Origin of the sequence: Variovorax sp. Varisp85 (assembly GCF_047304045.1) — a bacterium.
Classification (GTDB): domain Bacteria; phylum Pseudomonadota; class Gammaproteobacteria; order Burkholderiales; family Burkholderiaceae_C; genus Variovorax.
This window is the reverse complement of sequence record NZ_JBGLYN010000043.1, coordinates 24721-36529: the sequence shown is the minus strand read 5'-3', so window position 1 is coordinate 36529 and position 11809 is coordinate 24721. Positions and strand designations below refer to the sequence as shown.

Here is an 11809-nt window from a genome sequence, read left to right as displayed (position 1 = left end):
CTGGCGTGTCTGACGCGTCGATTCCAGCAGCCTGTCCTTTTCCCATCGACCTCGTGTCAGCCCCCAAAAATCTCTCAGCCGGCCTGATCGTCGGCGCCATCGGCGTCGTCTATGGCGACATCGGCACCAGCGTGCTGTATGCCGTCAAGGAAGTGTTCGGCCACGGCCATGTGCCGTTCACCGTCGGGAACGTCTACGGCATCCTCTCGATGTTCTTCTGGACGCTCACCGTCATCGTCTCCATCAAGTACGTCGTGCTCGTGCTGCGCGCCGACAACGAAGGCGAAGGCGGCCTCGTCGCCATGCTCGCGCTGGCCTCCCGCGCGGTGGCCGACAAGCCCAGGCTGCGCCACGTGCTGCTGGTGGTCGGCATCTTCGGCACCTCGCTTTTCTATGGCGACGGGGTCATCACCCCGGCCATCTCGGTGCTCTCGGCGGTCGAGGGCCTGGAGGTGGTGTCGCCACACTTCACGCACTACGTCATTCCGCTCACGCTGGTCGTGCTGTTCTGCCTGTTCGTGGTGCAGAAGCGCGGCACGGCAGGCATCGGCAAGTTCTTCGGGCCGATCACGCTGGCGTGGTTCCTGGCGATCGCCGTGCTCGGCGTGTCCCAGATCCTGCACCACCCCGAGATCCTGAAGGCGCTGAATCCGTTCTACGCGCTGAAGTTCATGTGGGACAACCCCGGCACCAGCTTCATCCTGCTGGGCGCCACCGTGCTGTGCGTGACCGGCGCCGAGGCGCTGTACGCCGACCTGGGGCACTTCGGCAAGAGCCCGATCCGCATCGCGTGGTTCTCGGTGGTGATGCCGGCGCTCACGCTCAACTACTTCGGCCAGGGCGCGCTGCTGCTGGAGAACCCCGAGGCGGTGAAGAACCCGTTCTTCATGATGGCGCCCGAATGGGCGCTCATCCCGCTGGTGCTGCTGGCCACCGCGGCCACCGTGATCGCGTCGCAGGCCCTGATCACGGGCGCCTTCAGCGTCACGCGCCAGGTCATCCAGCTGGGCTACCTGCCGCGCCTGAACATCGAGCACACCAGCGTGCGTACGGCGGGCCAGATCTATATCCCGCTGGTCAACTGGGGCCTGTTCGTGGCCATCGTGCTGGCGGTGGTCATGTTCCGCTCGTCGAGCAGCCTGGCCGCGGCCTACGGCATCGCCGTGACCACCGACATGCTGATCACCACGGTGCTGACCTTCTTCGTGATCCGCTATGCGTGGAAGCTGCCGCTGGCGCTGTGCATCGCGTCGACCGCGGTCTTCTTCGTCGTCGACTTCCTGTTCTTCGCGTCGAACCTGCTCAAGCTGTTCGAAGGCGGCTGGTTCCCGCTGCTGATCGGCGGCTTCGTCTTCACGCTGATGATCACGTGGAAGGAAGGCCGCCGCCTGATGGGCGAGGCGCAGCATGCCGATGCGATCGACCTGAAGTCCTTTCTCGGCTCGGTGTTCGTGAGCCCGCCGGCACGCGTGGACGGCACGGCGGTGTTCCTCACGGCCGAGCCGGGCACCGTGCCCAACGCGCTGCTGCACAACCTGAAGCACAACAAGGTGCTGCACGAGCAGAACATGTTCGTGACCGTGCGCAACCACGAGGTGCCATGGATCCCGATGGACAAGCGCATCGAGATCGAGGCGCTCGGCCACCACTGCTGGCAGATCATGGTGCACTACGGCTTCAAGAACGACATCGACCTGCCGCGCGCACTCGAAAACGCGCGCATGCGCGGCTGCCAGCTGGAACAGATGACGACCAGCTACTTCCTGTCGCGCGACGTGGTCATCCCCACGCTCGGCAGCGGCATGGCGCCGTGGCGCGAGAAGCTGTTCGCGCAGATGCACCACAACGCGAGCGGAGCGGCGGCGTTCCTGGGGCTGCCGAACAACGCGGTGGTGGAGCTGGGGTCGAAGATCGAGATCTGAGGCCTGGCGCGGTGCGCCTCAGCCGAACTCCCCGGGCCGATCCCTCTCGAGCCTCGCCACATGCGAGGCGATCGCGCCCGGCGTGGTGAACCAGACATCGCCTCGCTCGCGCGCCTGCGCCAGGCGCGCGAGCGCGGTGCGCAGGTGTCTCAGCCGGTACGGCTGCCCGACGATGTACGGATGCAGCGCCAGGCCCATCACCAGCGGCTGCGCGCGCGACTGGTCAAGCATTTCCTCGAAGTTGTCGATCACCATGGCGCTGAAGTCCTTCGCGTCCATCAGGCGGCCGACGATCATCGGGATGTCGTTGAGTTCCTGCGGGTACGGCACCGACCACAGCGAACCGCCACCGCGCGTGCGCATGCGCAGCGGCTGGTCGTCGTGGCACCAGTTGAGGGTGTAGCCGTAGCCGGTTTCGGCCAGCAGGTCGGGCGTGAGGACGCTTTCGGAGATCCATGGCGAGAGCCAGCCGGTGGGCGCCTGCCCGCTTTCGCGCAGCATGCGCTCGCGGCAGCGCAGCAGCAGTGCGCGCTCGTGCTCCTCGTCGAGCACGCCCTGGCGCTCGGCATTGCTGTGGCCGTGGCCGATCAGTTCGTCGCCGCGCGCCACCAGCGCCTGGACCAACTCGGGGCAGTGGTCGTACAGCGCGGTGTTGACGAGCGCGCCTGTGGGCAGCGCGAGCGCGTCGAACAGTTCGAGGCAGCGCCACGCACCGACGCGGTTGCCGTACTCGCGCCAGCCGTGGTTGAGCACGTCGGGCTGCGGCGAGGCCGGGCCGATGCATGCGCCCAGCCCGTCGCCGAAGGCGAAGTGCTCGACGTTGAAGCCGATGTACACCGCCAGCCGCGCGCCGTTCGGCCAGACATAGTCGGGCCGCCGCGTGATGGGCCGGTAGTCGAAGCGATCGTGCGTGGGGAGCCGGTCGGGCCAGCGCGTCGTCATGCCGCTGGCCTCACAGCACGGCGAGGCCGGCGCGCACCAGCAGCCATTCGGCGCTGTCGTTCCAGACGTCCATCTGCACGATCAGGCCGTGGCGCACCACATAACGGTCGACATAGCGATTGCCTTCGAAGGCCGTGCCGTCGGGCCATGCACCGTAGAGCGTGCCGAGGCTGTAGACCACCGTTTCCTCGGGCGTGCCGCCAGCCACCGTTTCGGTGCGCTCGATCTTCTTCTTGACCCATGCATAGCGCTTCGCGTTGAAGGCCGAGGTGTCGCCGGGCGCCTTCATCGGGCGGTTGCCGGTGAAGCGGATGCGGATGTCGGGCGCGGTGAAGCGGGAGGCCGACTGCGGGTCCGGGATCATCACCAGGCGAAGGAATTCGTCGACCACGGCGGCGGGATCGGGAGCAGGGCTGCCCTGCGAAACGGATGTCTCCACGAGGTTCTCCGGTAGTTGTCGGAGCCGGATTCATGCAATTCCCGTGCCGGATGGTTGACGTTACGAGGCCGGGATTGTTGACAATCCTGCGATTGCGGGCTCCCGGCACAATCGTCCGGTGCTGCGGATTCAAGAGGGGAAAAAGCCCCCGCCGGCAAGGACATCGCCGCTTCCGGCAACATCGCGCCCGATATCCCATGCCATTGGCCACCGTACCCCGGCACCGCAAGAAAGAACGCCTGATGAAAAACATCCTCTTCGTCGCCGATCCGCTCGATCACTTCAAGATCTACAAGGACACGACCTTCTCGATGATGCGCGAGGCGCAGCGCCGCGGTTATCGCATCGCCGCCTGCCTGCCGCAGGACATCCAGTGGAAATCGGGTGGCGTGGTCACGGCCACGGTGCAGCAGATCACGCTGACCGGGCACGCCCGGGACTGGTACGCCGTCGACATCACCGAGGCCAAGGCGCTGAAGGATTTCGACGCCGTGCTGATGCGCAAGGACCCGCCCTTCGACGCCGAATACATCTATGCCACGCACCTGCTTGAGCAGGCCGAGCGCGAGGGTGCGCAGGTGGTGAACTCGCCGCGTGCGCTGCGCGACCACCCCGAGAAGCTCGCGATCATGGAGTTTCCGCAGTTCATCACGCCCACGCTGGTCACGCGCAGCGCGCAGGCGGTGCGCGACTTCCACGCGGAGCACGGCGACATCATCCTGAAGCCGCTCGACGGCATGGGCGGCATGGGCATCTTCCGCGTGAAGCAGGACGCGCTGAACCTCGGCTCCATCGTCGAGACGCTCAACAAGGACGGCGCCGAAACGATCATGGTGCAGCGCTTCGTGCCGGAAGTGGTACAGGGCGACAAGCGCATCCTGATCATCGCGGGCGAGCCGGCGCCTTTCGTGCTGGCGCGCATTCCGCAGGGCACCGAGGTGCGCGGCAATCTGGCGGCCGGCGGCAAGGGCGTGGCGCAGCCGCTCACGGCGCGCAATCGCGAGATCGCCGAGACCGTGGGGCGCACGCTCGCGCCGCGCGGTCTGCTGCTGATCGGGCTCGACGTGATCGGCGACTCGGTCACCGAGATCAACGTGACCAGCCCGACCTGCTTCCAGGAAATCACCGAGCAGACGGGCTTCGACGTGCCGGCGATGTTCGTCGATGCGCTCGAGGCGCACCTGGCCCGGGCTTCAGCGCACTGAGCGCTGACCGTCCACGAACACATGCAGTTCGCCTGGCGTGAACTGCGTCCATGTTTCGTTGGTGGTCAGCGGTGCGGTCACGACCACGGCCACGCGGTCGTTGGGCGTGGTGTGCCGTGCGAAGTCGATCTCCAGGTCTTCGTCCGACAACTGCGCCGTCACGAAGGGGTGGCGGCGCTCCACGTACCAGAGGTTGGTCGAGGCATGCGCCCACAGCGCCTGCCCGTTGGACAGCATGAAGTTGAAGGTGCCGTGCGCCGCGAGCTGCGGTGCCAGTTCGCGCAGCGTGAGCGTCAGCTCATCGATGCTCGGCACGCCCGCATGCGACTTGGCCAGCTCCTGCATGATCCAGCAGAAGGCGTGCTCGCTGTCGGTGTTGCCCACCGGATGGAAGTTGCCGTGCAGGCGCGGGCGGAATTCCTTCAGGTCGCCGTTGTGGGCGAACACCCAGTAGCGCCCCCAGAGCTCCCGCACGAACGGGTGGCAGTTCTGCAGGTTGACCTCGCCCTGCGTCGCCTTGCGGATGTGCGCGATGACGTTGCGGCTCTGTATGGGGTAGCGCCGGATCAGCTCCGCCACCGGCGATTCGCACGCCGGCTGGTGATCGACGAAGTGGCGCAGCCCGCGGTCCTCGAAGAACGCGATGCCCCAGCCATCGGCGTGATGATCGGTGCGGCCGCCGCGTTGAGCGAAGCCGGTGAAGCTGAAGGTCACGTCCGTGGGCGTGTTGCAATTCATTCCAAGCAATTGGCACATGGCGCCATTAAAGCGCGAGCGCCAGCCGCTTGGCGAATCCGCTCGCCCTTTCAGCGCACGAAGCGGCCTTCGGGCGTGACGCGCACCATCTCGATGAAGCGCGAGCCGGTGGTGCCGCCGGTCGAGAAATCGATGTCCATGCCGGCCAGGCGCAGCTTGAGCGCGCGCAGCGTCGCATGCAGGCGCGCGCGCGTCAGGTCGCGGCCGGTGCGCTTGAGCGCCTCGATCATCACCAGTGCGTTCAGGTAGCCCTCGAAGCTGCCGTAGCCCACCGGCACCTGCGCCCGCTCGGCCAGCCGGCGATAGTCGCGCGTCACGGTTTCAACCTCGCCCCAGGGATAGGGCATGACCTGCGAGATCGCCAGGCCGCCCGCCTGCAGGGGCACCACCTTGGCCGTGACCTCGCCCGGCACGATCGACATGCCATAGAACATTGGCTTGCTGCCGGCGTCGTAGGTGGCCTTGATCACCTCGCCCGCCACGGTGCCGGCCAGGTACATCAGGATGGCCTGGGACTGGCTGTCGGCCAGCGCCTTGCCGGCGGCGGCGGCGTTCGAGCCGTCGCCCTTGACCATGACCGTGGCCGTCGGCGCGAGCTTGCGGGGGGCCATGGCCGCCTCGATCAGCTTGACCGCCTCGGCGCCGCCGGGGTTGTCGAGGTGGGCGATGGCGATCTTGTTCACGCCGATGGTGGCCAGGTGCTCGACCAGGGCCTGTGCTTCGCGTGCGTTGCTGGCGCGCACGAAGTAGGCCGAGCCCGCCACGCGTTCGCGCGCGCTGTCGCCCACCCCGTAGCCGCCCACGCTGGGCGCGCCGCTCTGCTGCAGCAGCTTGGCCGCAGCGGCCGTCGTGCCCGAGCCCACGCAGCCGAAGAAGGCGAACACGCGGTGGTCGTTCAGCAGCTTGCCGTAGTTCTCCACCGCCTTGTCGGCCTTCAGCTCGTCGTCCAGCGCCACCATCTTGATCTTGCGTCCGCCCACGCCGCCCTGTTCGTTGACCGAATCGAACGCCAGCGCGGCACCGTTGTGCACGACCTTGATCTGCGAGCCGAGCGGACCGCTCAGCACGGCCGAGCTGCCGAGCACGATTTCACTGTCGCTCACCCCCGCCTCGGCGGCTTGCACAGACGAGAGCCGCGCGAGGCCGCCGGCGAGAACTGCCGTCGAGGCGATAAAACTTCTGCGTTGCATGATGTAAGACCCACTCTAACTGTGTTTAACAACTGTTAACAATTAGAAACGATGGGGTCTTAGGTAGTACTGAGTGCTTACCCTTGTTGTGGCGGGTGGCGCAACTGCCAAGCCGCGCAGATTGCAATCGCGCAAAGCCCTGCCAGCATCGCGAACACCTCATCGAAGGCGGCCAGCCGCGCCGGGCTGCTCATCGGGTTGGCGAGCGAATCGCCATGCGCCGCCAGCCGCCACTCGAGAACGATGGCGCACAGGCTCACGCCCGCCGCGCCGCCCAGCATGCGTACGAAGTTGATGGCGCTCGCGCCCTGCGGGATCAGCGGCTTGGCCAGTGGCCGCATCGAGCCCAGGTTGAGCGAGGGCAGGATGAAGCCCAGCCCGATGCGCCCGATGATCGCGAAGGCCACCAGCAGCCACAGCGCGCTGTCGAGCCGCAGCACCATCATCAGCGCGAACGATGCCGCCAGCAGCGCGAGGCCGATCGTCACCAGTACCCAGGTCGGGTGCTGGTCGGCCAGCCGGCCGACGCCGGCGATGGTCAGCGCAAGCACGATGCCCGCCGGCAGCAGGATGGTGCCCACGTGCGAGGCCGACAGATGCAGGCCCACCTGCATGTATACCGGCAGCAGGTAGGTCGAACCGAACAGCGCCGTGCCGTAGATGAAGGCCACCACGCTGCCCATGGCGAATTGCCGGTACTGGAACAGCGCGAGGTTCATCAGCGGCGTGCCGCCCGAGGCCGCGAGCCGCCGCTGCCACCATACGAAGGCGGCGAACGACACCAGCGCGCCCGCCAGCAGCAGGCCGGCCTGCAGGGGCGAATCGCCGCGCAGCGCGACCAGCCCGTTCAGCAGGCACAGCGTGCCGACCGTGCCCAGCGCCAGCCCGCGCGCGTCGAGCCCCCCGCCGCGCGCCGCGGCCACGCCGCCCGGCGCGGTGGTCGGCACGAACTTGTAGGCCAGCCACAGCGAGGCCAGGCAGAACGGCACCACCATGAAGAAGATCGAGCGCCAGCCGAACAGGTCGACCAGCACCCCGCCGATGCTCGGCCCCACCGCCGGCGCCAGCACCACGCCCATGCCGAAGATGCCGCTCGCGCGTCCCTGCTCGTGCGGCTCGAAGGCGCGCAGGATGATGATGGCCGGGATGGGCTGCACCACGCCCGCCGCCAGCCCCTCGGCCACGCGCGCGAGCAGCACCAGCGAGAAGTCGTTGGCCACGCCGCCCACGATACCGCCTGCGAGCAGCAGCAGCATGGTGCCCACGTAGGTGCGCCGGTAGCCGTAGCGCGACAGCAGCCAGGGCGTGGTGAGCATCGACACCGTCATCGCCACCATGAAGCCGGAGCTCACCCACTGCGCGCGTTCCTGGCCGAGCGAGAAGTGGTGGCTCATGCCCGGGATCGCCACGTTGACGATGGTCGAGGACATGATCGACGCCATCGTGCCCACCATGACCGACAGCAGCAGGTACCAGCGGTAACGCTCGCCATAGCGTTCGCGCAGCGTGCCGATGGAGGGCGGGGCCGGCGTGGTCGCTGCTTCGGAGGTCTGTGGGGAGGTCATGGGGGCGGCGGAATGTCTCGGGTCCGTCGTCCTACAAGCATATCGGTCTTTGCGCGGGCGGGGGCGCGACGGGTGGCCCGCACAATGCGTCGGCTGTCCCCTCAGCGTCAGGAAGAAGATCGAGACAACACATGGACGCCATGCCCGACGAACAACAAGCCAACGCCCAACCGGCCCCCGCCGAGCCGGAAGGCACCCCCACGCTCGCGACCGAGCTGGCCGCGCCGACCGTGAGCCGCGCCTACCGCTGCCAGTGCGGCCGCCCCGTGTTCCTGCGCAACAGCAAATGCCTGGCCTGCCACACGCCGCTCGGCTACGTGATCGATCGGCTCGGTGTGATGCCGCTCGCGCCGGCGGTGGGCGAGGGCGCCCAGCCCGACACCTTCACCGTGTTCGGCGATCCGCATGGCAAGACCTACCGCCGCTGCACGAACCTCATGACCCCGGCCGCCTGCAGCTGGATGGTGCCTGCCGCACGCGAAGGCGAGACCCTGCCCGACGACACCCAGGGCCTCGCGCCCGGCTACTGCCTGGCCTGCAGCGTCACCCGCACCATTCCCGATCTTTCGGTGGAAGCCAACGGCGAACTCTGGGGCAAGCTCGAGACCGCCAAGCGCCGGCTCATCTCGCAGCTGCTCGCACTCGGCCTGCCGGTGGTGAGCCGCCACGCCGATCCCGTGCACGGGCTGACCTTCGACTTCCTGAGCAACATGCCGGGTGGCCCGCACGTGATGACCGGCCACCAGCACGGCGTGATCACGCTCAATGCCGAGGAGGCCGAGGACGCCGTGCGCGAGCGCATCCGCGCCGAGATGCGCGAGCCCTACCGCACGCTGCTGGGCCACTTTCGCCACGAGGTCGGCCACTACTACTGGGACCTGCTGGTGCTGCCCACGCCGTGGATCGACGACTTCCGCGCGCTCTTCGGCGACGAACGCGCCGACTACGCCGCTGCGCTGCAGCACCACTACGAACAGGGCCCGCCGCCCGACTGGGCCGACCGCTTCGTGAGCAGCTACGCGAGCACGCATCCCTGGGAAGACTGGGCCGAAACCTGGGCCCACTACCTGCACATGGCCGATACGGCGGACACCGCGATGAGCTTCGGTGTCGACGCAACCAACGTCGAGCTGGCAAGCGACCTCTTCACCACCGACGACCTCTGGCAGCCGGGCGCTCCCGATGCCGGCAAGTTCCTCGACTTCATCAACGGCTGGGTGCTGCTCACCAACGTGCTCAACGAGCTGTCGCGCAGCATGGGGCAGCCCGACTACTACCCCTTCGTGCTGCCGCACGCGGCCGTGGGCAAGCTGCAGTTCATCCACCGGGTGATCACTCAGCAGCGGCCGGGCAGTGCGCCGACGATGGTGGTGGCCAGCGATGTGGCCGATTCCGCACCCGACGAACAGGAGCAGTCACAGGGGCAATCGCAGAGCCCTGCTCAGTCCTGAGCCGGTGGTGCGCCGGTCGCGCAGCGCATGCAGATGCACGCCAGCCCGCGCATGTCTTCCGGCAGGTTCGTGAGCGGCGCCTTGCCGAAGTCGGCCTGCATGCACCAGCAGGGCGGCTGCGCCTGGCCCGTCTCGCGTTCGATTTCCATTGCGCAGCGGTTCGCCTCGCCGCACAGCGGGCAGCGCGTGGCGTCGATCAGGCCGGTGGCCGCCGCCGAAGTCGTCATGCGATCTCGAAAGCCGACAGCTTCTTCGCCACCGCCACGTTCTGCAGCGTCACGTAGACCGGCAACCCGCCGCTGTAGTCCGGGTAGTCCTCGCCCTCGATCAGCGGCAGCAGGTAGCGCCGGCACTGCTCGGTGATGCCGTAGCCATCGTCCGAGATGAAATCGCGCGGCATCGGCTTCTCGACGTTGGCCACGGATTCGAGCGACGCGCAGCCCAGGCGGTAGGCATAAGGCACATCGGACGTGCGCTCGATGGTGGGCATGACGGCATTGCGGCCTTCGAGCGCCAGCTCCACCGCGCGCTGTCCCAGCTCGTAGGCCTGCTTCACGTCGGTGGCCGAGGCGATGTGGCGCGCCGCGCGCTGCAGGTAGTCGGCCACCGCCCAGTGGAACTTGTGGCCCAGCGCTTCCTTGATCATCTGCGCCACCACCGGCGCCGCGCCGCCGAGCTGCGCATGGCCGAAGGCGTCGCGCGTGCCCTGTTCGGCAAGGAAGGTGCCGTCGGGGTGGTGGCAGCCTTCGGACACCACCACCGAGCAATACCCGTGCTGCTTCACCAGTTCGTCGACGCGCGCGATGAAGCGCGGCTTGTCGAACTCGATCTCCGGGAACAGCACCACCACCGGAATGCCCTGGTCCGCTGCCAGCCCGCCCGCCGCGGCGATCCAGCCCGCGTGCCGCCCCATCACTTCGAGCACGAACACCTTGGTCGATGTTGCCGCCATCGAACGCACGTCGAACGAGGCCTCGATGGTCGACACCGCCACGTACTTCGCAACCGAGCCGAAGCCGGGACAGCAGTCGGTCAGCGGCAGGTCGTTGTCGATGGTCTTGGGCACGTGGATGGCCTGCAGCGCATAGCCCATCGACTGCGACAGCTGGCTCACCTTGAAGCAGGTGTCGGCCGAATCGCCGCCGCCGTTGTAGAAGAAGTAGCCGATGCCGTGCGCCTTGAACACCTCGATCAGCCGCTCGTACTCGCGCCGGTTCTTCTCGAGCGACTTGAGCTTGTAGCGGCACGAACCGAAAGCGCCCGAGGGCGTGCTGCGCAGCGCCGCGATCGCCTCGGGCGATTCGGCGCCGGTGTCGATCAACTCCTCGGTCAGCGCGCCGATGATGCCGTTGCGCCCCGCGTAGAGCTTGCCGATGCGGTCGGGATGTTTTCGCGCCGTCTCGATCACGCCGCAGGCCGACGCGTTGATGACCGAGGTGACACCGCCCGACTGGGCGTAGAAGGCGTTGAGGATGGGCATGCGCGGCATTCTCCCGCAGCCCCCCGGCAGGCGCCAGTGTCAGGGTGACAGGATGTCAGCGGCTTTCGAAGACCGGCGGGCGTTTCTGCAGGAAGGCGCTCACGCCTTCGCGGAAGCTCGGGCGGTCGATCAGCTCGCGCTGGCGCTCGCTCTCGTAGTGCAGCTGCTCCTTCAGCGTGTGGCGCTCCGAGGCCTCGAAGGCCTCGCGTGCCTCGAGCACTGCATGCGCCGGCAGGCGGGCGAGGCGCTGCGCGATGCCCTTGGCCTCCTCCATCAACTGCTCGTCGTCCACGCAACCCCAGATCAGGCCCCATTGCACAGCACGCCCCGCGCCCACGCGCTCGTCGAGCAGCGCCATGCCCATGGCGCGCGCCCGGCCGGCGCGGCGCGGAATGGCCCAGGTGCAGCCTAGGTCCGGCACGATGCCGAGCTTGGGCAGAAAGGGCAGGTAGAAATACGCGCTGCGCGCGGCAATGGTCACGTCGGCTGCCAGCGCAAGGCCCACGCCGGCGCCGGCCGCGGGGCCATTGACGGCGGCGACCACGGGAACAGGCAGCGTGCGCAGCGCCTCGATCAGTGGATTGCTGAGCTGTTGCATCCACTCCGCCGTCTGCGTGCCGAGGGACTTGCCCTCGTCGCCCGGCGCCATCGCGCTCAGGTCGGCGCCCACGCAGAAGGCCTTGCCGGCGCCCGTGAGGATCACTGCGCGCACCGCGCGGTCGTCGCGGATGCGCTCGAGCGCATCGCGCAGTTCGACCTGCAGCTCGCGCGCGATCGGGTTGAGCTTGGCGGGAAGATTCAGCGTGAGCGTGGCGATGCCGTCGGCCAGCTCCTGGAGGATGTAGGGCTGGTCGCTCAT

The 11809-nt window shown here is 67.8% G+C and carries 11 protein-coding genes; 3 read left to right on the top strand and 8 right to left on the bottom strand.

Annotated features, from left to right (window positions below; genetic code table 11):
- The first annotated feature begins 53 nt into the window (after positions 1-53).
- Positions 54-1922, top strand: a complete 1869-nt coding sequence (locus ACCC97_RS17795) for a potassium transporter Kup (protein WP_413334147.1) — start codon at positions 54-56, stop codon at positions 1920-1922.
- Between the two features lie 18 nt (positions 1923-1940).
- Here ACCC97_RS17795 and ACCC97_RS17790 read toward each other — a convergent pair whose 3' ends face one another.
- Entirely contained in the window at positions 1941-2864 is a 924-nt protein-coding gene (locus ACCC97_RS17790) for a polysaccharide deacetylase family protein (RefSeq protein WP_413334145.1), read from the bottom strand.
- Between the two features lie 10 nt (positions 2865-2874).
- The gene (locus tag ACCC97_RS17785) at positions 2875-3303 is read right to left on the bottom strand and encodes a hypothetical protein (RefSeq protein WP_007837651.1); all 429 of its coding nucleotides are present in this window, start codon (positions 3301-3303) and stop codon (positions 2875-2877) included.
- 242 nt (positions 3304-3545) lie between these two features.
- Between ACCC97_RS17785 and gshB the strand changes: the two genes are divergently transcribed.
- On the top strand, positions 3546-4508 hold the full coding sequence (gene gshB, locus ACCC97_RS17780) for a glutathione synthase (RefSeq protein ID WP_413334143.1): 963 nt from the start codon (positions 3546-3548) through the stop codon (positions 4506-4508).
- Here gshB and ACCC97_RS17775 read toward each other — a convergent pair.
- From ACCC97_RS17775 to ACCC97_RS17765, 3 genes are all read right to left on the bottom strand, one after another.
- Complete coding sequence (locus ACCC97_RS17775; RefSeq protein WP_042674183.1) at positions 4497-5264, bottom strand: class II glutamine amidotransferase; 768 nt, start codon at positions 5262-5264, stop codon at positions 4497-4499. The genes gshB and ACCC97_RS17775 overlap by 12 nt on opposite strands.
- Positions 5265-5314: 50 nt before the next feature.
- On the bottom strand, positions 5315-6454 hold the full coding sequence (locus tag ACCC97_RS17770) for an ABC transporter substrate-binding protein (protein WP_007837654.1): 1140 nt from the start codon (positions 6452-6454) through the stop codon (positions 5315-5317).
- 77 nt (positions 6455-6531) lie between these two features.
- Complete coding sequence (locus ACCC97_RS17765; protein WP_413315458.1) at positions 6532-8019, bottom strand: DHA2 family efflux MFS transporter permease subunit; 1488 nt, start codon at positions 8017-8019, stop codon at positions 6532-6534.
- A gap of 131 nt (positions 8020-8150) precedes the next feature.
- Here ACCC97_RS17765 and ACCC97_RS17760 point away from each other — a divergent pair, with 131 nt between their 5' ends.
- Entirely contained in the window at positions 8151-9470 is a 1320-nt protein-coding gene (locus tag ACCC97_RS17760) for a putative zinc-binding metallopeptidase (protein WP_413334142.1), read from the top strand.
- Here ACCC97_RS17760 and ACCC97_RS17755 read toward each other — a convergent pair.
- From ACCC97_RS17755 to ACCC97_RS17745, 3 genes are read right to left on the bottom strand one after another with little or no spacing between them, the layout of a single operon-like run.
- Positions 9461-9697: a cysteine-rich CWC family protein gene (locus tag ACCC97_RS17755; protein WP_007837657.1), complete on the bottom strand. Its 237-nt coding sequence runs from the start codon at positions 9695-9697 to the stop codon at positions 9461-9463. The two genes, ACCC97_RS17760 and ACCC97_RS17755, sit on opposite strands and share 10 nt — an antisense overlap.
- Positions 9694-10950: a 6-phosphofructokinase gene (locus tag ACCC97_RS17750; protein ID WP_413334140.1), complete on the bottom strand. Its 1257-nt coding sequence runs from the start codon at positions 10948-10950 to the stop codon at positions 9694-9696. The genes ACCC97_RS17755 and ACCC97_RS17750 overlap by 4 nt, the downstream gene beginning before the upstream one ends.
- A gap of 55 nt (positions 10951-11005) precedes the next feature.
- Complete coding sequence (locus tag ACCC97_RS17745; RefSeq protein WP_413334138.1) at positions 11006-11809, bottom strand: enoyl-CoA hydratase-related protein; 804 nt, start codon at positions 11807-11809, stop codon at positions 11006-11008.